Source organism: Paenibacillus sp. GD4, from assembly GCF_030846225.1.
GTDB classification, from domain to species: domain Bacteria; phylum Bacillota; class Bacilli; order Paenibacillales; family NBRC-103111; genus Paenibacillus_G; species Paenibacillus_G silviterrae.
Genome location: NZ_JAVCYK010000001.1, coordinates 4,320,548 through 4,346,836, shown reverse-complemented (window position 1 = coordinate 4,346,836; position 26,289 = coordinate 4,320,548). Strand labels below are relative to the sequence as shown.

Genomic DNA, 26,289 nt, shown 5'->3' with positions numbered 1-26,289 from the left:
CTCCTCTTTTATATCCGGATATACCGGTTATCTAAGCCCGAGAAGCTGAATCTCTCGTACCCCAAGTGTATGATATCGCTTTCATTTTGAATATCGTAAATTCATCCAAATCGATCTTCAAAATCGATTTCCCCGATCTTGAAAAGTGACAATCACATCGTTAAAAATGACAATCTTGCATATTTTCAGGATCACCCTAGACGAAAAAAACCGCTATTCTGCGGCTTTTTTCTCCATAAGCTCCTTATATTTGCCCGGGGTGATGCTTTCGTACTTCTTGAACGTCCGGATGAAAGCATTCACATCGTTAAAGCCCACACAACCGGCAACATCGCTGACATTTTTATTCCGATCCGTGATCAGCCTCTTGGCTTTAGCGATCCGCGTCCGGTTTATCGTTTCGAGCAGGCCTTCTCCGGTATGGTCTTTGAAAAGCTTTGATAAATAGGCAGCCTTCATTTCAAAATGATCGCCGATCATCGAGATGTTCAAGTTCGGATCCTTGTAATGCTCCTCAATAAATGCATGAATCTGCGAAATCCGCTCCTCCATGACCCGCTGCTTCGATTGTTGAAGATGCTGCTGGCGGCGTGCCAGCGTATATTCACACACCTTCTCAACAAAAGCTATCAATTGATCCTTCATCTCCTGCATCGTTTCGCAAGAGGTCAGCCGTTCGATACGCTTCTCTACGTGGTGTAGCTTCTGGAGAAGCAGCGCATCCTGCGAGTCGCCGATTTCACTTAACGTTTTGATCAGCGTGCTGGCCAGATTGAGAATAAGGCATCGAGCCATAGTAACTGAAAGAACCGTACCGCTCAGGTTCCGCTGGATGACTTCCTCCAACGTCTGACGCGCCATTGGGAAATCGCCCAGCTTCACGAAGTTGATGAGCTGCTGCTCCAGCTGCAGCGGATAATAATACACTACATCCGGATCTTCCGAAGAGGTAATCTTGTGAATCTCTTCGTAGGATAAAATCTCTTCGCTTCCCATCACCAGCTTGTATTCCATGGCGTCCAGCGCCTCTTGGTAAGCATTCACGATTTCATGAATCCCCTTGTGAATACGGCTTACGGATAAGGTAACCCCAATGTGGTATTTGCTGCTCAGAAATGCCTGTGCTGCTTTGCAAATGCCCAGGAGCTCGGATAACCGTTCCTGCCCCTGCTGCTCGCCGGAGAGATTAATCAAGCACGCCTGCATCTCTTCCATTTCCACTACGTAACCGAGATGCCGTTCATTGACCAGCTCTTCCAGAACATTTTTCATAATAAAATGCATCAGCTTGGTGCCTTCCGGCTCCGCCATGCCCGGGACACGTTCCAGAAAACGTTCGCTATCGGACGTATAAATCATCATCACGGCAAAATCGTCGGAGCGCAGGCGAATATCGAATGCCGCCAGCGACTCATCGACCGGAATTTGACCATCCAGCTTCCCCTTAAGCAAGCGCTGGAGAAAGTTATTCCGCAATATCGGGTGCTGCCGCTTCCGCTCCAGCATAATCCTGTTCATCTCAACAAGCGTGTGATCCACCGCTTCCTGTATGAAGGAGAATTCGTTAAAGCTCCTCTGCCGCGGCATCTCCATTCGCCCTGTCAAGGCGTGAACAAGTCTGCGGACGGGATGATAATTTTTCATTACAAAAAAGGAGGTGAGCAGCATTCCGCCAAGCAAGCTGATCGCAATGCTCATATACGTCAGGCTGCGGACCCGCTCAGCTTTTTCCCAGAAGAGATCGCTTGGAATCAGCGAAACGTATTTCAGCTTAGACTTGGAAGACTCGATAAAGGATACCTCATATTGCTGATTGCCTTTCTTCCATAGAAAGCTGTTGTTCTCCAGCATCGCCTGCTCGAATGCAGTATCAAGCGTAATAGCTTCCTCAGAGGTAGATACCAGCGTTTGATTCATTTCATTTAATATCAGAACATGTCCCTTATTAAAGAGCTCCATGTTCTGAAGCGAGCGAAGAATGCGCGATTGGTCAACCATTATGACATTAGTCCCTACAGGAGCGTTATTCTCCGGAGGAAGGGTGCTTACGAACGCCAGCGATTTATTACGGCTTCCGTCCTCCCTCACTCGAGTCATGGTAATAAAACCCCTGAAATTTTTGCTCGTAACAATGTCCTTCCATTTGGCATAAGGAAAGGCAGCGCTTTCATGAATAAGCTTATAGGCAAATTCGGATTGTCGATAAACCCCTGGCAGCAGCAACGTATCTTTGCCCGGGATATAAATATAAAAGAGGTCAATTAAGGAGTAGGAGGCCTGGTAATTCAAAAAATCCTTCGTTACCTGATACAGGTCGTACATATACTCAGCGGGGTATCTCTCATATTTATTGGAATGCAGCAGCTCGCGGACCTTAACGTTCGTCGTCAGCTCGAGGTTCAGCCGCTCCATCGATTCAAATTGATTATCCATCATTTCACGGACTTGAAGCAGAAGGGAATCGTTCGCTTGATGAATCTCCTGCCCGAGGGTGTTGCTCGATTGCCAATAAACAATGACGCTCATCGAGACGGGCAGCAGCAGTACAGCCATGTAGGACAAAAGCCAGGTCATAAGAACGCTGCGACGGTCGATTCGCCATTTATTCAGCATACAGCCCCTCCCGTTCCTTGTACCGATTCGAAATTTGTGCATCTACCCGTTTGCCTTGACTTTAGCATATTCGCCAAGAGGTGTCTAGAGCTATCCCTTGGAATAAAAATGAGGCTGCAGCCTTAGCGGAATACTCCCCCACTTAGGTGTGCAGCCTTCATTTTATTATTATCCGAGAGGCAACCGTACGTGGAAGGTGATCGTATCAGCGCTTGTAGTGACCCGGATGCCTCCGCGATACTGATGCAGGAGGTCGTTAACAATCGATAGGCCGAGGCCGGAATGCTCGCCCTTCCTTTTGGTTGAGAAGCCCGGCTGAAACATTTGCTTTAATGAGGCTTCATCCGGCACGGTCAAGCAGGGATTGGAGACACTGAGGCACAGCACATCCTTCTCTACCCAGCCCTTCAGCTCCACCCAACGGGAATCGGCAGGCAGCTTAACGACCTCATCGAAAGCGTTGTCCACGAGGTTGCCGATAATTTTGACAATATCGACGGACTTAAGCGCGTTCAAGGACACTTGATTCAGGCTGTGAAACTCGTGACTGAAGCGGATTTTCCTCGTAATCGACATCGCTACCTTCGCCTGCACCTGAGACGCAATTACAGGATGGTGAATGTGGATGATATCATTCACTTCCAGAATCTCATCGACGAATTCCTTCGTATACGACTTCGCTTCCGCAAATTTGTTTAAAGAGATTAACGAATAGATGGTTTGTACATGGTTGATGAAATCGTGACGCTGCCCGCGAATGGTCGTGAACATTTTGTTCATATCGACGATGAATTGGTCCTGTGTCAGCTGGACCGCATCCTCCTTGGTTCGGCGAATAATTCTAGTGTAGATGCTTGCAAAAATGATGCTGAGAATTGTAGCCAGCACTATGATGTAGAAGGCGTTCATAATTTGCGCCTCCAGCTGCTTGCGAATCTCGGCGTAATCCATTACGATGCTGATCACATACGGAAACTCCTTCCCGACGATATCCGTATCCGCCGTTACAGGAATGAAGCTTTTAATCAAACGCTTGCCATCCACCGTTGACGAGAAGGTCACAACCTCCTTGGAGCTGATCGCCGTCTGGACCGTTTCCACATCCGCCGGATCCTTATATTCATAGCTGCCGAAATAAATGTCCTTCTCATATAAGGAAGTAAACTTCGCCCCGTTCTGCCCTTCGTATTGCGGTATGCTTTTGCCAAAGAACTTGGGGTTAAAGCCCGTTACTTCCAAAATAAATTTATTGTCAGCCAGAACCTCCTTGACAATCTGATCGTGCCCTACGAGCTTCTCGAATTCTTTAATCTGCGTTTCGTGGACAAATGGGTTGATAATGTAATCCGTGGTTCCGTCATAATAATAGCCCCACTTATCAATATACGTCGGATCCGTTGCTGCATGCTCAATCGGCCCGGACCAGTAATATTTCAGCTTCTGGCCTTCCGGGATCGTAACCTCCTTATGATCAAGGAGCTGCTGAAATGCCGTAAACCAAAATGTCCAGCCTTTGGTGCTCAGACCGATCTCCTTAGGGTCGGATGACTTCACTCCGACGATATCACCGTTCACTCGTTGAAATAGAGTGATATGTGATATGCCCAATGCCTCGCTTAGCTCGGCCAGCTGCTCGTTGGTGACGTCTTTCGCTTGCGGAGGCAAGGCGAGCTTCGCCGCTACGGCCGCCGCCCTCAGCTCTTGACCGACCAGATCCTCAACGAATCTTGCCGAGGTATGATAACGATTGATCGCACTGCGTAAATCTCCGGCAATCATCTCCGATTCCTTCTGTGAGCTGCGCTCCAGCATCTCTGTCGTCGTGAGAAAATACAATATATTGTTTAGGAGAATGGTAGAAAAGAAGATGATAACAAAGACGGTGATGAACTTCCCCTTTTTCGTGGCGGGCACCTATCTCACCCCAATTATATCTATGGTTGGTTAACTTTGATAAATTATAGCACAAATCGACAGTGAAGAGATGGAAAATCCTCAGAAAAAGTTTCCCGCATACAAAAAAACACAGGCAGCCTTATGCCTGTGCTCCACTGACTTCACCATAATAGGAACGCCGATAATATGTCAACAGCCGGAAATAATGCTGTGAGCTCCGAATATAGGAGGTAATTTGGCAAATGCTTCGCATATGCTCGGTCGATTCGATGCTGGAGGCGATCCGGTAAATCGTATTCAAGCTTCCAATCGCTTGATCCTTGCTGATTAAACCGCCTTCGAGATGGCGTAAGGTCGATTCGATCTCTTCATTAATAAACCACAATACTCTCGGCTTGAATTTCTCGCTGATCAACTGCGTTTACCTCCTCGGGGCATTGGTTTTGCGGCGCTGCATCCCGGCATATTCCGATCCGGGGTCCTGCACGATATGCGGACTTTCGAGCACTCTGGCATCCTTCCAATAGCAATGTACGCTGAAGCCCGGCGTAAAGCCGCGATTCATCATGCAGCCGGAACAAAAGCGGTCGATCTGCTCATCGCTTAACGTGACGATTTTGTTCCTTAAGCAGCAATACACATGACCATGATCGTTCGCTAGATTAATATGCTCTACATATGACATTCGCATCTCCCTACCATTTCTATATGAAAACCTTATATTCATAGTATAACGGATATTGTCCGAAAAATTGCTCGAAACCTCGGAAGGAACCTTGTCGAAACCCTATATAAAAACCGCATAAAATTCCTCGGGCGGAACAGAAAAAAGCCCCGGCAGGAGGCCAGGGCTTGAACGTTTTCGGCAGTCTAGCTGCCGTTTCTTTCCAGCTTGCGGTGAATTAGCCAAATATTGAGCCCGGCGAGCGCCGCCAGCAGAAAGTAAATGGTTCCGTAGGTCGACGGATGCTGTATTGCTAACACATTCCACCCGCTCCATTCGAACTCGACGGTCTTACTCATCACAGCTCCGCTGATCGCACCCGCCAGAAAGTTCGTCAGGTTGTAGATGCCCATGCCGATTCCTGTTTGTTCCTTGGGAAGCGCAGAGGATACAACCTTAGCCAGCGCCGATTGAACGAAGGTAAAGGAGCTGTTGACGAACAGCAGCGCGCATGCCACCGCGACAACCGACAGGCCCGTTACAACGGATAATGCCAGCAGACCGATGGAAAGCAAGCTGAAGGCAACATATAATGTATACTTGCTGCCGCGCCGGTCGACCAGCTTGCCCCCTACACGCCCCATCAGAGCGGCCGCCATCGCGGCAGGGAATAGAGTGAGCCCTATGTCTTGCGCCGAAAGCTGATGCAAGTGGTGAAGCATGATCGGAGTGGTCAAGAAAATGCCGAACACCGTAAACATCGCCAGAAATCCGATAATCAATCCGGAGCGAAACCCCTGCAGACGGAACAAGGAAAGCCGAATAAACGGATTGGATACTTTCTGGGTTCGGAGAAAGAAAAAGGAAAACAATGCCGCACTCGCAAGCAGCCACCAGAAATTGAATTGCGTGACCGACAGCATGAACGTAGAAACGGCGGCGCCAAGCGACCCTGCTCCGATCAGGTCGATCTTCTCACCCGCACGCACATCCTCATCCGGCAAAGATGTTCGAATAAAAGGCAGCACGACGGGAGCGGCAAGCGAGATCAAGAATAACGAATTCCACGAAAAATGACCGGCGATAAATCCTCCGACAATCGGTCCGACCCCTGAGGAGAACGCGATGGTAGAGGCGATGACCCCCATCACCCGCCCCCTCTGTTCCGGCGGAAAGAATCTTACCGGAATGAGCATCACGAGGGCCGGCACACAGGAGGCCCCTGCGGCTTGAATGAATCTTGCTGCCAGCACCAAAGGGTATGTATGCGCGAAAAAACCCAGCGCCGAACCGGCCGCGAACATAAGCAGGCCAATCGTGATCAGCCGTTTCAACGGATATTTGTCCGCCAGCTTGCCATACATGAGCGAGCCCAATGCGTAGATGATGGAATATCCCGTAACGATCCAACTGACCGAGGATGGACTAAGTCGGAAGGAGGAGGCGATATCCGGCAACGCCACATTGAACATGGTAGCATTCATAACGGAGAAAAATAATACGAAGCATAAGGCTTGAACCAAGCTTGCCTTCGCCCCGGCGGTTTTTTCCTGTGTGCGGACAGCGCTCTGCATACGGTCTTTCACCTCCCTATAGCTTGACATGGCTGGAGAGAGGCCATCCTAGTTCTGCAACCTCTTTGGCAATGAGGGCAGCCACTTCTTTTGCCCCCGTCTCATTGAAATGCGTATTGTCCTCTACCCCGTCCGGGTAGTTCGGATGCTCTCCCGGCTGAAGCCATGTAAAGAGCTGCTTGGACTTTTCGGGTCCTAAGGACTGATACAAGCGTCGCGTCAGGAGCTGAGCGTCTATCAGCGGAACCTCAAACTGCGCGGCCAGCTTGCGCATCGCTTCGGGATATGCTCCATGCGTGTCCTTCAGCTCTCCCCGCTCGTCAAAATGTCTTCTTTCGACCGAAGTGAGTAAGACAGGATTCGCCCCCGCCTGCCGTGCCGCGTCTATGTATTTGGTAAGATGCTCCGGATAGGTCGACGCCGGATCCGTGTATCGTTCATTGGTCTTCTGGTCGTTATGCCCGAATTGGATAAACAGGTAATCCCCTTTACCGATCGTATCGGTAATAGGCTTCAATCGCCCTTCCTCGAGGAAGCTCTTGGAGCTCCTGCCGCACATCGCTTCATTCTGAACTTGAACGGAATCATCTAAAAAGAGAGACAGCATCTGTCCCCATCCCGCCATGGGAGACTTATCCGCCGGGTAAGTGGCCGCCGTTGAATCTCCGGCAATATAAACTTTCATTGTGTCCATACCCCTATTCTTTATTCCAGTCAAAACCTACAGCACGGAGGAACGCTCTAGCCAATACCGTATGTCCGATTAAGCTCGGATGAACCCGGTCCCAAGCCAGTGCCGCCGGATAAATATGGCCAAGGATCGCATCCATCGCAGCTTGTGTGTCGACAAACTTGGTATCATGCTTGGCTGCAAGCTCTTTGACTACCTCTCCATATTGATCCATCGAGCGGCGCATCGCATCCGAGCGATTCGGTTCGATATAGAACGGCGTCATAAGAATCACGCCTTTGACGTTCGGAAGCGTCGTAACGATGAGCTCCTCCAGTGTGTTCCTATACTCTTCAATATACACATGTGATTCCGTGATCAGGGGCTGATCGTATTGACGCCAAACGTCATTGATCCCGATCATGACAGAAACCCAATCCGGCTTCAGCTCCAGCACGTCCGTTTGCCATCTTTCCTTCAAATTACGCACCGTGTTTCCGCTAATGCCCATATTGATAATACGGAGCGCCAGCTCCGGATATACCGTCTGAATCAAGGAGTTGACCACGGACACGTAGCCTTTGCCGATCGAATCGTTCCTCCCCTCGCCGTGCGGCCTCTTGCGATCCGTGTCCGTAATGGAATCTCCGATCATAACCAACTTCTCATTCGCACCGAAAATCATAGCTTCTCCTCCGTTTACATTTCGATCTTTTTGGCATAAAACCAACTACCAAAGTATACCACAATCCTTTTCAACAAGTCCTCAAAAAATGAAAAGCAGACCGCACCGTGCAAAGTGCCGTCTGCCTATTTTTACGAACGGAACCATGGAAACGTCTCGTAGCTCTTTCCCAAAACTTCCTTCACGTCACCGCCAAGCCAGCCGTCCAGCAGGGAGGCGTAGATGGACCTGAAATCTACGTTGTACTTCAAATCGCCGTTGTTATCCAGCTTGGTCAAGCTCGGATATTCCCCGTACATGCCTCCGCTTACGCGTCCCCCGAGCAGAAACACAGGGGCTGCCGCACCGTGGTCCGTCCCCCCTGTCCCGTTCTCCTTCACCCTTCTGCCGAACTCGGAGAAGGTCAGGACAACCACATCCTCCGCCAGCCCGTGCAGCTCCAGATCCTGATAAAAAGCACTGATCGCATTGTCATACACAGCTAGCAATTCCGCATGCTGGCCCCGTTCGTCGGCATGATCGTCGAAGCCGTCCAGCTCGGTCCAGAATACCCGGGTTCCCGAGCCTGAGGAAAGAAGCTTGACAACAAGCCGTAAATCCTCTGCGAAGGCACCGGCCGGGTATTCCGTACGATTGTCATATTGCGATACCAAAGATTGGATGGCGCTGACACTGGAATAGGCATCCGTGCCTCGACTCGCGGTCACCTGAATTTTCGTATTGTTCAGCTGCAATCCGTACATGGACTGAAACGCCCTTGCCAGCCTGTTCTTTTGATCATTCGGCGTGTTCGGATTCAGCCATTGGTACGATTCAATCGACTTCAGCAGCGGAGCGCTGACATTGCCCGTCTGAAGCGCCTTGGAGGAATATTTGCCGATTTCAATGGTTTTAAGAGGATTCGGATCCTTCGATAATGCCGATTCCAGGTAACGTCCGATCCACCCGCTCGTCTCGATCCGCTCGGGAACCCCCGTTTGCCATATATCCTTAGACCGGAAATGGGAACGGTTCGGTTCCGGATACCCCACTCCCTGCACAATGCCCAGCTTCCCTTCATCCCACAGCTTTTTAAGCCCTCGCAGGCTTGGATGCAAGCCTACTTGGCCGTTCAGGTCAAGGATCTCCTTTTCCCTATAGGCGAGCGTCGGCCTTGCATCGTAATAAGCTCCCTGTCCGTAAGGGATCAGCGTATTGATGCCATCGTTACCACCGGCCAATTGGACAACGACCAGGACGGGAGCTCTCCTGCCTGCGGTAGCTGCAGACGAAGTCGTCATACCCTCCATAATTTCTGCCTTTAAGGGAAGCTGGGTTGCCCAAGCCCCAGCAGTTAAAGCTGCAATGAAGGACGAGCTGCGGATGAGAAATTGCCTTCGATTCATATTCTACTCCCCCTATTTCATCTGAGCTTCCGGACTTATAAGTATCAGATGGATCAAGCCTTTGAGCATCGTGGCATTCTTCTTGCCTGCCGTTACCTTACCCGAATCGGTCAAATACCGGATCAGCGCTTCCTTTGTCGTTGCCGATATCGGAGTCAGCCGTAAATGAGCAATCCAGGCATCGACCCATGCCTCCGCTCCGGCGTCCCCCGACTTGGATGGGGTTTCCAGATGTTCCGGGTACCTCCGTTCCTTCACCGCAAGGCCCGCAGCCGTTTCCGCGAAACGGTATCTGGCCAGAAGACTGTTCGAGCCAAGCCACTCTTCTCCGGAAGGCCATCCATTGACATCAGGCGGGTAGTATAATTCCTGCCCCATTTGTTTTAAAGCGCTGTTGATTTTGCTGTTCTCCATCTGAAGACCGAAGGCTCTCACAATCCAAATCACATAGTCCACAGGCGCTTTCACCAAGCCTTGACGCTGCTCCGGCTCCCAAAATTCGGGGGATAAGAATAAGGCCGTAAGCACATCACCGATAACATATCGCTCTCGGAAACGTTCGGCAAGACGTTCAATCCATTCTTGCGAAGGACTTTGTGCTGCGTAAGCAGTCAGAAGCTTTTTTACAATAAACCGGCTCAGCGCTTGCTGACGGAAAAGGATCTCGATTACATCCATATCGTTCCATTTGCCGGTTTCTCCTAGTATCAGCTTCTCCCCGCTGTCATGCAGCTTTTCCCTAAATTGCACCTCTCCGGTTTTCTTGTCCGCTCTCCAGCCGGTGAAGGCTCTGGCGGTTTCCTTAACATCCTTCTCCGTGTAATGTCCGATACCCAGGGTGAACAGCTCCATTAGCTCGCGGGCATAATTCTCATTCGGCTTTCCCTTCTGATTCTGATTGGCATCGAGCCAGATCAGCATAGCAGGGTCGCGGCTGATTTTTCGGATGAGTTCCTTGAAGTCGCCTGCAGCCAAGGTCCGAAACAGCTCATTCTGGGTCACCATGAGCTCGCCGTTATCAATCTTCTTCGCGTTGGTGGCGAAATGATCATGCCAGAACAGCGTCATTTTTTCGATAAAAGGGGTTCGTGTATGTATAAGCCGGTAAATCCACTGGTTTTGCGCCAACTGCATCTGTGCGCCCAGCTTCCCTTTTTGTTCATTGACCCTCTCGATCACTTCACCGGCCGAAGGCAGGTAATCGGAGCCGCCGTCCAGCGATTCCCCGCTCACCAAGCGCCGCACCGTCTCTTCCTTCCCCAGCTGCAGCGCCAGCTCAGCCTCTTCCTTGCTAATTCCGAACGATGCCCGCATGAATAAATGCGTAATCTCCAGATCCGACCATGTCATGATGAACCGCGCCCCTCACATTTGTCAGCATGTAACTTTATTATATATGAATTCGCTTACATCCTAGTAATTAAATTTCAATGAATTTCTATTCTTATGCTCCGTTTTGGATGGCTTCCCACAAGATGATATAATAGAAGGTATGAACTTATCGTAAGCCTAAGGAGACTTTCTATGATTCCTAAGAAAAAGGTACTGATTATGACGGCTGTGGAGGGAGAGCGCGATGCCGTACTGCGCGGTCTCGGTTCACTTCCGTCTGTGGAAGTGGCTATCGGCGGTGTAGGCCCTGTAGATGCCGCCATCCATACTACCAAGCTGCTTGCTGCCGGCAAGTATGAGCTTGTGGTCAGCGCCGGCATTGCCGGAGGCTATGCTGGAAGAGCCTCGATCGGCTCCATTGTCGTAGCGAGCGAGATGGTTGCCGCTGATCTGGGAGCGGAGAGCGGGGAGGGCTTTCAAAGTCTGGACAAGCTTGGCTTCGGCTCCTCCCGTGTGGAGGCGGATGCAGATTGGCTCTCCCGAACGGTAGAAGCGCTGAACGCGGCGGGGCTGGAGGTCATTGTGGGGCCGGTGCTTACACTGTCTACGGTAACTGGTACGGCTAAAACCGCTGAAGAGCTGCAGCAGCGTATTACAGGCGCCTGTGCCGAAGGCATGGAGGGCTTCGGTGTGGCTTCCGCGGCCAAAGCCTTCGGCATCCCGGCACTGGAGCTTCGAACGATTTCGAACCCGGTAGGTCCACGAGACCGCGCTGCGTGGCGCATCGGCGATGCGCTGGCGGCACTGGAATCAGCAAGTAAAGCACTACAGGAGGTATGGAAATGAACATCGCTTTTTCCCCTTGCCCGAATGATACGTTTGTGTTTCATGCATGGGTCCACGGTCTGATCCCTGGCGCCCCCAAGCTGGAGGTGATGTACGCGGATATCGATATTACGAACAAGCTGGCGGCGGGAGACGGCGGCGGCTTGGATGTAATGAAAATATCGTACGCCGCTTTGCCGTGGGTGCTGTCCGAGTATGCCCTGCTGCCCTGCGGCGGAGCATTAGGACGGGGCTGCGGTCCGTTGGTGCTTACGAAGGACCCGGAGGCGTCAGTGAAGGGCGGCGCCGTACTAAGCGGACGCACGGTAGCGGTACCCAGCGAGAAATCGACCGCATATCTGCTGTTCCGGTTATGGGCTGCGCAACAGGTACCGGGCGGCGTGGGCGAAGTGATCGTCATGCCGTTCCACGAAATTATGCCGGCTGTCCGCGATGGGAAGGTGGATGCCGGACTAGTGATTCATGAGGCCAGATTCACCTATGGCTCCTACGGACTAACGATGCTGGCCGATATGGGTGAATGGTGGGAGCAGGATACAGGGCTTCCGATCCCGCTGGGGGCCATTATCGCGAGACGCTCGCTTGATTTGAAGTCCATTGCAGGATGGGCGCGCGCTTCGGTTGAATATGCATGGGCCAACCCCGAGGCTTCGCGCGACTATGTGATGCAGCATGCTCAAGAAATGTCACCGGACGTGGCCAAAGCCCATATTGATTTGTACGTGAACAAATTTACCGCCGACCTCGGGGAAGACGGTTATGCAGCGGTTGCCTCCCTGTTAACGAGAGCTGCCGATGAAGGCTTGGTACCGCATATCGATCCAGCCTTGCTAAGGCTGTCATAGGAGGACGCAGGGAATGAAGCCGTGGCTGAAAATACTAATCACGATTGCGGTTCCCGTGATCGTACTCATCCTGTTATTTCGCTGGAATTTGTGGGTCGGCTTGGCAGGTCTAGCCGTGCTGCTCTTCATCATCGTTTATCAGCTCCGCGCGGTATACTACTCCGTTCAGGCGAACGGGTTGTACGCCAAACAGGATTGGAAGGGAGCGGCTGAGCACTTCGGGAAGGCGTACCAGCTCGGGAAGCGTCCGGGCTTTTTAATCTCGCAGGCTTTCGTGCTGTTGAAGGCGGGTGAGCCCGCTGAAGCGGCCAGGCTTCTGGAGCAAGTGATGTCGAAGCCGCTGAACCGGGGCGAAGACATGAACGCTAAGGTCAATTACGCATTAGCCTCTTGGATGCTTGGACGCCAGGAGGAGGCCGTTCGGATGATGGAGGACATCTATCCGTCCTACAAAACCTCCATTGTTTACGGCAACCTCGGTTTGTTTTATGTGATGCGCGGCGAATTGACGCGGGCGCTGGAATTCAATCGTGAGGCTTATGAATACAACGATGCGGATAAAACCATTCTCGATAATCTCGGCCTTACCTACTTTATGCTCGGCCGGTATGAAGAAGCGAAAGAGATTTATGAGAAGCTCATGGCTTTGAAGCCGACATTTGCCGAAGCTTATTACTACTTCGGCCTTACGCTTCGGCAGCTTGGGGATGCGGAGCGTTCGCTTGAGGTGATGCGGCAAGGGCTTGCCTACGAGCCTTCGATGATCACCTCCGTGCGCCGCGAAATGCTGGAGGAGCAAATCTCTGCGTGGGAGTCGGACGCCGGAAGCAGGTAAGCTGCTCAATAGCGGAAATGCCATGCACAAATTAAGGATACGAAATCGGCAGTGAAGCACACGCCGCTGCGCCCAAACGGTCAACGTTCGGGATGCAGCGGCTATTTTATATTTTTTGATTTACGCTAACCAATCGCAATTGGTCTTCTTATCCCACAGCTGTACCAGCTTCCCCACAGGCTTCCTGCTGAACTGCTTAGCAAGCAGGTAAGCCAAATAAAGCAGCCGTTCCGCGCCATATCCCGCCGCGATAGCGATGAATGGAAGTGCCGGAGCCTTATAGCGATACATCCCGTCGATAAACAAGACGATACAAAACGCAAAGACTGCGAAAAAAGTAAACCAAATGATCGATGTCCGGCGGAAAATGCCGTTGACAATCGCTGCTATCGTCCCGAAGATAAATAAGAAGGTCGGCAGCAGGTTATAGATCAGCTTTACTATTCCCCTCACATGAGTGACATCCGTTTTCCATACCCACATGCCTAGAAAAGCAATAACTCTTCTTCCATACAGCACCATAATATGATCCCAGTTATGAATCATATAGCTGAGCACCAGACTATTCATAATATCGATCCGGTAATCAGGCCGATACGCATAATCGTAAGAGGACGCCCTATCGTATATCCAGCCCTTGGCATAAATATTGTATAAAACCATCTTGGCATTAAACTGAATCGAAGTGATCAGCGGAGTGAGCTTATGACCGGCTACCAAATAAATGCTTACCGCGGCGAGCAGAGCAGCTGCACTTCCTACGATATACTTGTGTTTCTTGATAAAAGAGGCTATCACTGCAACATTAAGCCGCTTACGGTATATAATATAGAAGAGGATAAACGCCAGCGATACTACGCCTGTTGGTCTAAATACAAGCATGTATATGGAAAATACGATGAATAAAACGAAGTATGCCTTTTTTTTCGTTTCAAATGCCATCAAGAGCAAATAAATACATAGCAATAGCAAGCTAATAAAGAAGCTGTCCGTTAAAATATACGACGCCCACATCGTAATGCCCCATATATCATAAAAAAATAAGGAAGCGATAATCGCCGTCAGCCGGTTAAAAAGAATGCGTGCGATTTGGTAAACAAGTATTACACTGAGACCGGCCGTAACCGCTTGAATGATGACAACAACCTTCGGATCCTTAAACAAAGCCATTAATAGTGTAAGTAATAGATTATATCCTAAATATAAGATATCGTTCATGTGCAAGCCGATCTTCCAATTGTTCATTAAAGCGCTTGCATAATTTAAGTACCATTGGCTGTCGTCCGAGTAGGGGATCCCCTTGCCGGAGTGAAACCGATATAGGACATAATCAAGCCTTACCTTGATAGACATAAGGACAATGGGAATGATGTAAATGAACTCTTTATCTTTGTATTTATGAAAAATGTGCAGCCATCGGTTCATTTCACACACAGCTCCAAAGGAAAGTTATCGCAGATTGGGAATCTCAATTATACATTCGACAGGAATCGACGATTCCCCTGCTTTCTTCATAGTTTTTTCACAAATTCATTATACAACAATACTGGTAATCTTTCTATAATTTACTTCAGTTTTGCTAGTTTTATGACTGAAAATCTTACGATATCAGCTAAAATTATCATAAATCCGATGGTATGAAAAAAACAGGGGTGGCGAATGATAAGCAAGGCTTCGGAGAGGCCCCCTCTCTAGAGGACTAATCCCTTATCATAAAGGAGTGTATGCTCATGTATAATCAAAATTTCTCCAACAATACCTTCGGTGCATATCAAGGAAATCCGTACCAATCCATGGGAAGCATGCAGTCGTTCTATGGTCAAGGACAACAGGCATTCGGTATGAACCCTTCCCCGGAAGCCTACCATACAGCGAACTATCGCGGGAACCAAATGGGGCATGACCAAGGGCTCCGCGGGGATGCCTTCACTCCGGCTCAGCAGCAGCAAGGCCGCGGCTACGAAACGAACTACAACACGTTCCGTTACGGCGTACGCGGGAATGAGCAAGCTTATAATAATGTAAACAGTGTGTCCTCCCAATTCGGAATGAACCGTCCGATGACCGGCATGAGCACGATGAATATGAACATGAACCGCAGCTTCCCGACCGGCTACGGTCAAGCAGGTCAATTACAAGCCCAAAGCATGTACGGACAAGCGGCATCTCCGGAATCTTATCACTTGGCCCACTACCGCGGCAACGAGCAAGGTCATGACCAAGGCCTGCGGGGTGATTCCTTCTATCCGGCTCAGCAGCAAGGCGGCCGCGGTTATGAATCCAACTTCGGCAGCTTCAGCTACGGTGTCAGAGGAAACGAGCAGTCCTATAACCAAGCGAACAACGTGGCTTCCCAATTCGGCTATACCGCAGCGCCGATGAGCAGCTTCGGAAGCTTCCAAAGCCAGGGTAACTTCCGATAAGCCAAAGACAATAACAAAAAGCGGGTCACCCGACCCGCTTTTGTTATTCTTCATGTATTTAATTGGAAGACTTCCATGAAACCACTTGCTCATACGGAATCGAGCCTCCGAATATGTCCAGGGCGCTGCCGATCGTTAAGTCGATTTTGCCTCCGCCCAAACGGTTTACGAGATCCATATCGGAAAGCTGAGAAACGCCTCCCGCATAGGTTGTTGGAATAGTAACCCACGCGCCGAGTGACTCGACAAGCTCCTTCTCAATCCCTCTGCACATGCCTTCCACATCGACGGCATGGATAAGAAATTCATCGCAGTACTGGGAAAGCTCGTCCAAATTTTGTTTCGTAACCTCATAGGAGGTATACTTTTGCCAGCGGTCTGTCATAACATAATACGAATGATCCCGTTTACGGCAGCTTAAATCCAGCACAAGCCTTTCTTTCCCTACAATTTGGACCAAGCCCTTCAACCGGTCGAAGTCAATTTGTCCGTTCTGAAAAACGTAGGACGTCACAATGACATGGCTGGCTCCTGCATTCAGGTATTTCTCTGCGTTCGTATCGTTGATGCCTCCGCCGATTTGCAGCCCTCCCGGATAAGCCTTCAGAGCGGACAGCGCAGCCTCCTCATTGCCTTTGCCAAGCATGATCACATGCCCGCCGCGAAGTCCGTCCCGGGCATACATGCGCGCATAATCCGCAGCGGACTTATCCGACTCGAAATTGGTAACCAAATCTTCCTTTTGCCCCTCGAGAAGCGTTGAACCGACAATCTGTTTGACTTTGCCGTCATGCAGGTCGATACAAGGTCGAAATTGCATTCCATACATCCTCTCTTAATCTAGCTCTAATGTATAGAATATACCATACCCGGCAAGCCTCATTCCAGACTCATCGACGGATCCTCCGTTTTGTTATCGGCTTCCTGCTGATCGTTACCGCTTCCGAAAACAAATAAATCTCTAATACCTGTTCCGCCGTCAGGCGTGAACACCGGGACGCTGGAAAACATGCTGGTAACAGTGGAAAAATAAAATTCGAACGGCTGCTGTTCCAGATTGCTCAATCTTTGCGAGAAGATGCCGGGAACAACTCGCGAACGGCTTTTCAATTTCTTTTTATAGTCCTTGCCGGTCGCTTCCCTCAAGGCAGCCTGCACTTCGTTCTTGACAACCTCTGTTTGCAGTCTAATTTTTTTCACGGTTTCATTGTAGCTATCCAATACGAACTTCGTCCTCTTGATGCCCGTACCGTTCTGACGATATTCATAAAATTCCTGCTTCAGGCCGTCCTCCGTAGGTTCGGCATCCGTCTTTCTTTGGTCCATAAACTGCCATAGGGCCTTTGTTTTCTCCAGCTTTTCCTTTTGCTCCGTACAATACCCTTTTTGTCTTTGGTATTCTTCCTCATATTCGGCAAGCAAACCCACCTCTTCTTCCCGATCCTGCATTTCCACGGCGAATAAAATCAGCTGCTCCTTATTTTTTGAACTCGCAAGAGGCTTGAGGGCATCAGTAAATAGTTGATTAAAATCAAATGGCACCAGCTGCTCCTCCGGTGTAGCCTCCAGCTCCTGGATGTCCTTCAGGATATCCTCGCGAAGCTTGGCCACAAGCTCGGCTGTAACCGTCTCCTCCTTCACTGAGCCGTAATCGGCAGCGTCCCCGCCTTTCCACTCGTTAGGTGTGATCCCCCGGTCCAGGTCATAGGGCTGCTCCTGATGCATCCGAAAATGGACGGAACGCACTTCAGCCAGCTTTTTGTTCACATCCTTGCCTTCAATTTCCGCATTATTCTTATCCCCATATTCCAGCTTATATCTTGCCGTATGGGTTTTATCCGTATGGGACAGATCGGAATCAAGCTCCTGCGAATATTGATCGTAGGTCTTCTTGCCGCCGCCGTTATTATTCAACGTAGGCTTGCCGAACCTGCCTCCGCTGCCGTTCATTACCGCTTTGGCCGACCAATGCTGCGGGATACGGGTAGGGAGCTGGATCGTCCATGGCTTGTCTTCATCCAGCTGCTTCAAATAACCGTGGTCGATTAATTGCTGCTGATCGACAGCGAAGTTGAGGCTCTTGTAGCTGATCTCCACCGTATAATCAAAATTGGCACCCTTCGTTGCCTTCCGGGCCATTTCTTCTATCGTGTTATTGTATGCGAATTTGTTGTTATCCCCGTCCTGAGGCGCAATGTTCCATTCCTGGTCCGCTTGGATGCCTCCGAGCACCTGGTAGCCGACCAGGTGGCCTCCGTTGTAGTCCATGGCACGCGCCTCATCAGCGCCTTCACGAATGCCCAGCTCCTCATATCCGAAGTGACCTATCGCGGTAGCCAAAGGACCATTCTCGCGTCCCTTTTTATTGATCGTTTTCATATTAATATTCGCTGTCACGGTGTGCGGACGGTCGCAGCTCTCTCCAAGATGCTGGGTCCCTTTAAATTGGGCCTCCGCCACATTCTCTTCGCCAAAAATCCGTTTCAGCGCTCCATAGAAGGTCGGCAAGCCCCTGTCCGCCTGCACGGATGTAAATTTGCCGTCGGAGCCTTTTAAGTCTTTAAGCTCCTCGCTGGAATAAGACTCTTTATCATAAGTATCATAGCCGGTATTGTCTTCGTTCGGCAGCTTATAGGAAGAACGCTGAATGACTCCTGAAGCCGGATTCCTTCCGCCGGCCCGGCCGCGCAGCATCTGGATGACAGCCCGATTGCCTAACGCACTCTGAAGCTGGGCCGCGTGTCCCGAACTCATAGAAGACGGCCGGACTGCGCCGCCGGTCCCCTCCATAGTCTTCCTGGAACTCGACACCGTCCCGCCCTGTTTCGAAGGCACACGTCTATCGTGACCCATTCCCCTTCACACTCCATTACAGGCATTTCATGAATCAGATTTTCTATATTCATTTTTGCATGGAATGTACTAACTGTCTACCCACTATTTCCCTAATCGGTCGGCGGGTAAGATTTATTTAATAGCGAAAAAAACTGCCTTTCCCCCTTACAATCCCGGGAAAAGGCAGTTGAGAGACAAGCTTATCTTTGAATCGCCCACCTGGCGCTGTTCAATATCAACCGACGATAAGAGGTGGGGCGGAAGGAAGGCGCATGATGGCCGGGCTGCAGATACACAACACGCCCTTGCCCGCGCTCATACGCCCAAGCCGCCGGGTAGCGGCTTCCCTCAAACGCATACTCCATAATCACTTGGCAGGCTGCCGAATGTTCCAATTCGAAGAAGTACGGCTCTTCCTCCAGCGTAAAATCCCCAACACCATCCAGCAGCGGATGGTCTGATGCCGTACCGTAGTACTGAAGCGTCTGATACGGCGGATGCGTGATGAACCTGCCGCCGACCAGCTCCTTCAGCTCAGGGAGGCCTGCAACCGAAATGCCGTTGTGAATCGCAAGCAGGCCGCCCCCGTCCTCCACAAATCGAATGACCCCCTCGGACTGTTCCGGTGTGAGCGTTTTTTTCCAGCAATCCGTGTAGGATATGCATAGCGGTGTCTCTCGATGATTCAGAGAATGGAACCGATCGTAATCCTCGGTGCATTCCAGCTCGAAATCTCCCCCGAGTATGGCTTCCAGCTCCTGTCTTACCGGCTCCAGCGGGTGCCAAGGCGCATCCGTATTGTCGCCGATCAACACGATTTTATTACGAACGTTTATGACTCTCTCCTCCTCTTAGTGAATCATCCATTTTAGCGAACGTCTGCTGCTCCATACCCGTACGCTGAAGGATAGGACGAATCAAGGCGGCCAGCTTCTCCCCCATTAAGATATGTCCGTAATCCGAAGGATGGATGAGATCCGATGTCAGAGAGGTGAAATCCGTCATGATCTCGCTGCCTTCAAAGAGGTGAAGCTTTCCATGCCTTTTTTGCGCAGCGTATTGCCGAAGCACTTCATTGAATTGATGCTCATTCACCGCCATCCGATCGTCCTCGGCTTTGAAATACGTCGCCCGGTTCGGGTAGATTGTCGTAATAAAGACCGGCTTGTCCGGATGCCGGCTAATAACCCGATCGAGCAGGTATTTGATTCTATGCTCGAACTCATTGACAGTGAGAACGGATCTCATATTTACACCGAGCTCGAAAAAGGCAAAATCCCAATCGCTGCGGCCGGCAATAAAGTCCGCTACCTCGGGCTCGCATAAGCACGACCCGCTGAGCCCCAGGTTCAGTACGTCGGTTTCCATACGTCTGGCGGCCTGCTGGGTGTATCCGTTATAGTGGCTGAGCGCTCCCGCTCCATGAGTAATCGAGGATCCATAAGCTACAAAGGCAAGCTTAGGCACTTCATCGCGATGCGGTTCGCGAATTTCGTGGCCGTAAGCATCGATGTCATGAAACACGGCGGTAAACCGGTCAAAGAAAATTCGCCAGACGCGAGGAGAGAAGGCCTGATTCCGCAGCACCTCCTCGTGGACTTGAACGAACCTGTCGGGGACCTCCAGATTCAGTGTCGTGATCGCACCGGCTTGAAGCGAATGCGACGAATGGAAAAAATCGCCGCAGAACACGAGCACCTTGCCGCTGGAGCCGTATGCCGATACGGTAACTCGGATGCTGGCGGATTCCGTAACGAACCGAAGCTCGCAGCTGTTCGATTGCACTGCCTTCGTACGCCCCTTGTCGCTCAGAGAGTGACGGACTTCCGCAGGGAAGCGATGAAGGATCACCCCGTTTAGATGTTCTCGCTGCTCTAATTCGGCTACATTGTGAAGCTTGATTCCTTTGTAAATCATCCTTTCACTCCTCACCGGTTATATGACCCTGCTACCATGATCATACCTTGAAACGGAATAGGCCGATATGGTTTTTTTAAAGTAACCTTGCGCTTTTTTAACATCCAATTGCCGAAAAAAAAGAAACCAGCCTTCATCCTTGCTTTATCAGGGATGAAGGCTGGTTTCTTCGGGGGCGATGTTACGGCAAAACATTGCCTGCAGCGCGATAAATCGCATACCATTCCTGGCGGGTTAGATGTACATCAGCCGCTTTACAGCAATCTCTCAGCCGTTCCACGCTCATGGTTCCCGTTACAGGCTGCATGCGGGCAGGATGACGGAGCAGCCAAGCGATCGCGATTGTAGTATTGGATACGCCATACTTCGCGGCAATCTCGTCGATCTTTTGGTTCAGCTCCGGGAACTTCTCATTGCCAAGGAACGTTCCTTGGAACCATCCGTACTGAAATGGAGACCATGGCTGGATGGTGATATCATGCAGCCTGCAGAAATCCAGCACATATCCGTCCCGGTTCACTGCAGCGTCGTTCTCCATGTTGACGTTAATACCGCTGGAGATCATGGTGGAGTTCGTGATGCTAAGCTGCAGCTGATTGACGACAATCGGCTGCTTCACCGACTTCTTGAGCAGCTGAATCTGCATCGGATTCTGGTTTGAAACGCCGAAGTGTCTCACCTTGCCCGAGCTCTCCAGAAGCTCAAACGCCTCGGCAACCTCCTCCGGCTCCACCAGCGTGTCCGGCCGGTGCAGCACCAGGACGTCGAGGTAGTCCGTTTGGAGCCGCTTCAGGATTCCGTCCACCGAGTCCAAAATATATTCCTTGGAGAAATCAAACGAGCCCTGCTCCTTACGAATGCCGCACTTGGATTGCAAAATGAGCTTCTCCCGGACACTGTCGTTCATGCCTATAGCATCCGCGAAGATTTCCTCGCATTGGCCTCCGCCATAAATATCCGCATGATCGAAGAAATTGGCACCTTCCTCAAGCGCCGTCCGAATAAAACGCTCGGCCTCCTTCTTCTCGAGTGATTTCATCCGCATACAGCCGACGGCAATAACAGGAACTTCGAGCGTACTGGTTCCAAGCCGGATCGTTCTCATGTTCGTTCATCCTCCCCTAATTTGTTCCCATCAATGTCCTTGGTCATTGTCTCATACCCGTGCAACCGTTATCAAGATTGTAGTTCACGTTAAACAAAAAAGCTGCCTTGATCCCCGGTCAATGACCGGGGCAGACAGCTTACTTTTGCTTATGCTTCTATGGTGCAATATAAACCTCAAGCTGCTCAGCCCTGCAGGCCTCCTCAAACCAGGTCTCGGGCGATGGGTTCATGATTACTCCTGTAGCCCGCTCTAGCGGAATGATAGTAAACAGCGCGACCTTCTTCAGCTTCGTATGATCGAATACGGCATAAACCTGATTCGAGCGTTCGATCAGCAGCTGGGCAATTCTTGCCTCATACTCCGAATGCGTCGTGAAGCCGCGCTCCAGCGAGACGCCGTCCACGCCAAGGAACATTTTGCTGATATTGATCTTCTCGATCACGTTCTCCGCAAGCGGCCCGATCAGCTCGTAGCTATTCGCACGCATCACCCCGCCGATCACAACCACCTGAACCCCCTCCGCCTCCGCCAGCTCGTAGGCGATGTTCACAGCGTTCGTAACAATCGTAATGTTACTGCGGTTCTTCAGCGCTTTGGCGATGAGGAAGGTCGTCGATCCGCCTGTCAGGCATACGACATCTCCTTCCTTCACAAGGGCTGCAGCCTCTTCGGCGATATGCTCCTTCTCCTCTTGACGGTAATAACGCTTATCGGCGAACGGGATTTCCGAGGTCGTCTGGACGAGCGATTCCTCATAGATCGCTCCGCCTATCGTTCGAATGATTTGTCCCGATTTCTCCAGATGATCCAAGTCGCGCCGGGCCGTGGCCTCCGAGCAGCCGATGGCTTCGCTTAGCTGATGAATGGAAATTTTACCGAGCTTTTTAATTAATTCCAGCGCCTGTGCTCTGCGCTCTGCACTCTTCGAATATTGCATACATTTCTCCTTTGACGATCCGTGTCCGGGTTGCAATGTATTACTCATTTTGAAGGATGAGGGCGGAGAAAGCAAGACCGGACGGGCAAAAACAGATTAGAGGCGAATGATCTGCACTTGCTCCAAACATCGCAAATATTGATCGTAGATTAGATGACCTGCTTGATGCGACATGGCATTCGCCGCTGCTGCGGCCGTAGCCATGGCCAGCTTCTCGGGAGCCGAAACGCCGAGCTCTTCCCCGTACGCCATGCCCGCAACAAAAGCGTCCCCGCAGCCCACCGTATTCACTGCTTGAATCTCGGGAGGGATGGCGCGATAGAGGGCACCGTAGATGAAGGATACCGAGCCGCTGCCGCCCAGCGTAACGCAGGCCTGCGCGATGCCAGCTGCCGCCAATTGCGCCGCCGCTGCCGCCCAGTCGCTTTCCTCCAACTGTCCCCGCCCGAGCCAATCAGCCAACTCCTGCTCGTTCGGCTTTGCAAAATGCGGCCGCGCCTGCAGTCCGAAGCTCAAGGCGGCTCCGCTAGTATCCAGGAAGGCGCGGGAACCGGAGGTATGAATGATGCCGATAAGCTCGGCATAGAGCTCGGCGGGTGCTCCTTGGGGAAGGCTTCCGGCAAGAACCACAACGGCGGAGCGCTCGGATAACCGCCGGAGCGTCGCTTTGAGAGCCTGGATATGATCGTCCTGAATCGTCGGACCCTGCTCCAGCAGTTCTGTAGATTGGCCGCTGTCCTCATCAATGATGTTGAGACAAATGCGAGACTGACCCGGAACCTTGACGAAAGCGGTATGAATGCCGCGTTCGGCCAGCCGTTCCTCAATGAAGGCGCCGCTGCTGCCGCCGATAAAGCCGGTTGCGGTCACTTCCCCTCCGAGCAAATGAACAATTTTGGCCACATTGTTCCCTTTACCCCCGGGCTCGTCAAGTTGTGAAGCAACGCGGTGAACCCAGCCGAGCTGATGTCCTTTTACATAGTAGGTTTTGTCGATGGCCGCGTTCAGTGTAACCGTTGTAATCATCGGATCTCTCCGGCTTTACCGATACATCCGCACAGCTGCATTTTCTCAATCGCCAGCCGCTTGACCGCCTCTTTTGCCGGGACCATATATTTACGGGGATCATTCTCCTTCGGATGCTCGGCAAACACCTGCTTGATCGCGTCCGAGAAGGCGATGCGCAGCTCCGTCGCGATATTCATCTTCGCCATTCCCAAGGAAACGGCCTTCTTCACTTGTTCGGCAGGAATCCCCGAGCCCCCGTGCAGTACGAGCGGCACCTCGATTCGTTCGGCGATTTGAGCGATTCTGGCAAAATCGATATTCGGCTCCCCTACATAAATGCCATGAGCCGTTCCAATAGCCGGAGCTAGAGTTGGAACACCTGTGCGTTCGATAAAGAGGCTGCATTCCTCCGGATCGGCCAACAAAGCGTCGCGCTCATCCACAACAATATCGTCTTCGACGCCGCCCACCTTGCCGAGCTCGGCTTCCACATTGACTCCGGCGGCAGCGGCCACCTCCATTACCCGGCGTGTCTGCTCCACATTCACTTCAAAGGGATGCATGGAGGCATCGATCATGACGGAGGTATATCCGGCGCGTATACACTGGACAATCAGCGAAAAATCCGTGCAGTGATCCAGGTGAAGCGCGATAGGCAATCCGGTGCGGTTCGCCGCAACCGTCGCAGCCGCAGCGATATAATCGGGCCCCAGATGTTTGACCGTACCCACGGTGGATTGAATGATAAGCGGCGATTGTGTCTCGGCTGCCGCCTCCACTACCGCTTGAAGCATCTCCAGCGTGTGAACGTTGAATGCCGCCACAGCGTATCGGTTCCTTCGGGCCGCTTGAAGCATAGCTGTTGATGAAATTAATGGCATGATGAGTTCCTCCCCAAATATAAATAAAAAAGTTTGAATTAACTCGGTTACAAATTGATTGATAATAACATTTTTATGATCATGATAAACAATTTACTCACATCAATCAATCTTTTTTTCATTTTAACAAAATAAATTTAAACATGTGATGCTGTCTATTTTTGATTGGGTTTAACATTTTGTGATTGATATTTTCAGTTTCATGTTTTACACTGTCGTTATAGCAGCACATTTCATTAAGGAGGTCATTCATCGTGAGCCTGACTTATCGTGAAACGAAACAGCAATACGAAGCTTTACAGCAAACCTACGACTATCTGCTTTCCAAACGGGAGGAAATCGTCTCCTTCGTCCGCTCTCATTCGATTCGATCCATCACCTTCGTCGGCTGCGGCTCAAGCTATTGCTTAAGCGAGTCGGCCGCAAGCTCTGTCCGTTTACGGGCGGGGATCCCCTCCACTGCACTGGCCGGAGGCGACCTTATGCTGAATCCGAAGCGTTACCGCCCTCTGCTCGCCGATACCCTGCTGGTGGCTCCCTCCCGCTCCGGAAGTACAAGCGAGGTGGTAGAAGCGGTCCGATTGATTCAGGCGGATCAGCATGTACCGATCCTGGCGATTTCCTGCGTTGCCGATTCCCCGCTATCCAAGCAGGCTGATTTCTCTTTGGAGCTCCCTTGGGCCTTCGACCACAGCGTCTGTCAAACAAGAACGGTAACGAACCTGTATACCGTTAATTTACTGCTCGCCGCCTTCCTCGGAGACGATGAAGAGTTGATTGCCGACGTGAAGAAGGCCATCGATCAAGGTGAGGCTTATATGGCACGTGTGGAAGCCGGTTTACGGGAAACGGCGCGCGCGGCCTGGACGAATGCGGTCGTACTGGCAGACGGGGAGCTTCAAGGGCTCGCTGCCGAAGGCGCAATTGCATTAACCGAGATTGCCAAGGTTCAGGCGCATGCTTACCATCTGCTGGATGTGCGCCACGGCCCTATGGTTACGGTAGGACCGGATACTTTGGTCATCGCAGCAATTTCCGGCGAAGGCACTGTCCATCAGCAAAACCTGCTTCGTGACATTAAGGGGAGGGGCGCTACGGTCATAGCCTTCGCCGATCGGGCCGAGGCGATCCCGGATGAGCACGTCGATCTGGCCGTTATTTCGGACCACGAGCTGGATGTGGCGGCCCAAGGAATTCCGTTTATTTTCCTGCCCCAAATTGCAGCACTGACAAGCGCCGAACGTCAGGGCATCGATCCCGATCAGCCCGACGGCCTGGTGGCATGGGTGAAGCTGTAACGTTCGCCTTGAGCAAAAAAAGCGATACCGGAGAATGCGCTGCACTCCGGTACCGCTTTTTTTCACGGACAAATATGCTAAGATGGAATCAAACTTGGAAAGGAGGTCTTCAAGAATGCAAGGCTACAATGTCATCATGGTATACAACCGGGATGAGGATCAACTATTGCTTTGCAAAAGGCGGAAGGATCCGTATAAAGGACTCAGCAACCTCGTAGGGGGGAAAATCGAAGCCGGAGAAGCCGGTCTCGAAGCGGCTTATAGAGAGCTGGAAGAGGAAACCGGGATTACGAGAAATGACATCGAGCTGCGTCATGTAATGGATTTTACATATTATTACCAGTCTTGTTATGTCGAGGTGTACGCCGGGAGGCTAAAGCATGACGTCTCGGTATCGGGAGAGGAGAACGAGCTCTATTGGTCGGATCTGAACCGGGATTTCTTTGATATGTCCCTATTCGCCGGCGAAGGGAATATCGGTCATATGCTGGAGCAGGTCAAGCTGTACCGGGATCAGCTCTTCGGAGAGTAAACGGG

At 51.1% G+C, this 26,289-nt stretch carries 24 protein-coding genes; 6 read left to right on the top strand and 18 right to left on the bottom strand.

Annotation, left to right across the window (positions count from 1 at the left end; translation table 11 throughout):
* Positions 1-213: 213 nt before the first annotated feature.
* The 9 genes from RAC89_RS20600 to RAC89_RS20560 form a co-directional block, all read right to left on the bottom strand.
* A complete protein-coding gene (locus RAC89_RS20600) occupies positions 214-2,613 on the bottom strand; it encodes an AraC family transcriptional regulator (protein WP_306615560.1) in 2,400 nt (799 codons plus the stop codon).
* A 168-nt stretch (positions 2,614-2,781) separates the two neighbouring features.
* On the bottom strand, positions 2,782-4,527 hold the full coding sequence (locus RAC89_RS20595; protein WP_306615559.1) for a sensor histidine kinase: 1,746 nt from the start codon (positions 4,525-4,527) through the stop codon (positions 2,782-2,784).
* Positions 4,528-4,648: 121 nt separating this feature from the next.
* A complete protein-coding gene (locus tag RAC89_RS20590; RefSeq protein WP_284638575.1) occupies positions 4,649-4,924 on the bottom strand; it encodes a hypothetical protein in 276 nt (91 codons plus the stop codon).
* Between the two features lie 6 nt (positions 4,925-4,930).
* Entirely contained in the window at positions 4,931-5,194 is a 264-nt protein-coding gene (locus RAC89_RS20585; RefSeq protein ID WP_306615558.1) for a hypothetical protein, read from the bottom strand.
* Between the two features lie 185 nt (positions 5,195-5,379).
* Complete coding sequence (locus tag RAC89_RS20580) at positions 5,380-6,777, bottom strand: MFS transporter (protein WP_306615557.1); 1,398 nt, start codon at positions 6,775-6,777, stop codon at positions 5,380-5,382.
* Complete coding sequence (locus tag RAC89_RS20575) at positions 6,764-7,441, bottom strand: rhamnogalacturonan acetylesterase (protein ID WP_306615556.1); 678 nt, start codon at positions 7,439-7,441, stop codon at positions 6,764-6,766. The genes RAC89_RS20580 and RAC89_RS20575 overlap by 14 nt, the downstream gene beginning before the upstream one ends.
* 4 nt (positions 7,442-7,445) lie before the next feature.
* Positions 7,446-8,102, bottom strand: coding sequence for an SGNH/GDSL hydrolase family protein (locus RAC89_RS20570; RefSeq protein ID WP_306615555.1), 657 nt, complete (start codon positions 8,100-8,102; stop codon positions 7,446-7,448).
* 131 nt (positions 8,103-8,233) lie between these two features.
* On the bottom strand, positions 8,234-9,487 hold the full coding sequence (locus RAC89_RS20565; RefSeq protein ID WP_306615554.1) for a DUF1501 domain-containing protein: 1,254 nt from the start codon (positions 9,485-9,487) through the stop codon (positions 8,234-8,236).
* A gap of 12 nt (positions 9,488-9,499) precedes the next feature.
* Positions 9,500-10,837, bottom strand: a complete 1,338-nt coding sequence (locus RAC89_RS20560) for a DUF1800 domain-containing protein (RefSeq protein WP_306615553.1) — start codon at positions 10,835-10,837, stop codon at positions 9,500-9,502.
* Positions 10,838-11,011: 174 nt separating this feature from the next.
* Here RAC89_RS20560 and RAC89_RS20555 point away from each other — a divergent pair, with 174 nt between their 5' ends.
* The 3 genes from RAC89_RS20555 to RAC89_RS20545 are packed head-to-tail and all read left to right on the top strand — an operon-like array spanning position 11,012 to position 13,345.
* The gene (locus tag RAC89_RS20555) at positions 11,012-11,665 is read left to right on the top strand and encodes a futalosine hydrolase (RefSeq protein ID WP_306615552.1); all 654 of its coding nucleotides are present in this window, start codon (positions 11,012-11,014) and stop codon (positions 11,663-11,665) included.
* Positions 11,662-12,510, top strand: a complete 849-nt coding sequence (locus RAC89_RS20550) for a 1,4-dihydroxy-6-naphtoate synthase (protein ID WP_306615551.1) — start codon at positions 11,662-11,664, stop codon at positions 12,508-12,510. The genes RAC89_RS20555 and RAC89_RS20550 overlap by 4 nt, the downstream gene beginning before the upstream one ends.
* A 13-nt stretch (positions 12,511-12,523) precedes the next feature.
* Complete coding sequence (locus RAC89_RS20545) at positions 12,524-13,345, top strand: tetratricopeptide repeat protein (protein WP_306615550.1); 822 nt, start codon at positions 12,524-12,526, stop codon at positions 13,343-13,345.
* 120 nt (positions 13,346-13,465) lie between these two features.
* Here the strand turns inward: RAC89_RS20545 and RAC89_RS20540 are convergent, their stop codons facing one another.
* Positions 13,466-14,770 (bottom strand): glycosyltransferase family 39 protein, encoded by a 1,305-nt coding sequence (locus tag RAC89_RS20540; protein WP_306615549.1) that lies wholly within the window; start codon positions 14,768-14,770, stop codon positions 13,466-13,468.
* 305 nt (positions 14,771-15,075) lie between these two features.
* On the opposite strand from RAC89_RS20540, the gene RAC89_RS20535 reads away from it, so the two are divergent.
* Entirely contained in the window at positions 15,076-15,768 is a 693-nt protein-coding gene (locus RAC89_RS20535; protein WP_306615548.1) for a hypothetical protein, read from the top strand.
* A gap of 58 nt (positions 15,769-15,826) precedes the next feature.
* Here the strand turns inward: RAC89_RS20535 and hisA are convergent, their stop codons facing one another.
* The 8 genes from hisA to fba form a co-directional block, all read right to left on the bottom strand.
* Complete coding sequence (gene hisA, locus RAC89_RS20530; protein ID WP_306615547.1) at positions 15,827-16,588, bottom strand: phosphoribosylformimino-5-aminoimidazole carboxamide ribotide isomerase; 762 nt, start codon at positions 16,586-16,588, stop codon at positions 15,827-15,829.
* A gap of 59 nt (positions 16,589-16,647) precedes the next feature.
* On the bottom strand, positions 16,648-18,522 hold the full coding sequence (locus tag RAC89_RS20525; RefSeq protein WP_306615546.1) for a DNA/RNA non-specific endonuclease: 1,875 nt from the start codon (positions 18,520-18,522) through the stop codon (positions 16,648-16,650).
* Between the two features lie 281 nt (positions 18,523-18,803).
* Complete coding sequence (locus tag RAC89_RS20520; protein ID WP_306615545.1) at positions 18,804-19,418, bottom strand: ThuA domain-containing protein; 615 nt, start codon at positions 19,416-19,418, stop codon at positions 18,804-18,806.
* A 7-nt stretch (positions 19,419-19,425) separates the two neighbouring features.
* Positions 19,426-20,520, bottom strand: coding sequence for an SGNH/GDSL hydrolase family protein (locus RAC89_RS20515; RefSeq protein ID WP_306615544.1), 1,095 nt, complete (start codon positions 20,518-20,520; stop codon positions 19,426-19,428).
* Positions 20,521-20,701: 181 nt separating this feature from the next.
* On the bottom strand, positions 20,702-21,625 hold the full coding sequence (locus RAC89_RS20510) for an aldo/keto reductase (protein ID WP_306615543.1): 924 nt from the start codon (positions 21,623-21,625) through the stop codon (positions 20,702-20,704).
* 157 nt (positions 21,626-21,782) lie between these two features.
* Positions 21,783-22,565 (bottom strand): DeoR/GlpR family DNA-binding transcription regulator, encoded by a 783-nt coding sequence (locus RAC89_RS20505; RefSeq protein WP_306615542.1) that lies wholly within the window; start codon positions 22,563-22,565, stop codon positions 21,783-21,785.
* 96 nt (positions 22,566-22,661) lie between these two features.
* Positions 22,662-23,591 carry a 1-phosphofructokinase family hexose kinase gene (locus RAC89_RS20500; protein WP_306615541.1) on the bottom strand — a complete coding sequence of 310 codons (930 nt, stop codon included), beginning with the start codon at positions 23,589-23,591 and terminating at the stop codon, positions 22,662-22,664.
* Positions 23,588-24,454, bottom strand: a complete 867-nt coding sequence (fba, locus tag RAC89_RS20495; RefSeq protein ID WP_306615540.1) for a class II fructose-1,6-bisphosphate aldolase — start codon at positions 24,452-24,454, stop codon at positions 23,588-23,590. The genes RAC89_RS20500 and fba overlap by 4 nt, the downstream gene beginning before the upstream one ends.
* 254 nt (positions 24,455-24,708) lie before the next feature.
* Here fba and RAC89_RS20490 point away from each other — a divergent pair, with 254 nt between their 5' ends.
* On the top strand, positions 24,709-25,752 hold the full coding sequence (locus tag RAC89_RS20490; RefSeq protein ID WP_306615539.1) for an SIS domain-containing protein: 1,044 nt from the start codon (positions 24,709-24,711) through the stop codon (positions 25,750-25,752).
* A 115-nt stretch (positions 25,753-25,867) separates the two neighbouring features.
* Positions 25,868-26,284 (top strand): NUDIX hydrolase, encoded by a 417-nt coding sequence (locus RAC89_RS20485; protein ID WP_306615538.1) that lies wholly within the window; start codon positions 25,868-25,870, stop codon positions 26,282-26,284.
* Positions 26,285-26,289 lie beyond the last annotated feature (5 nt).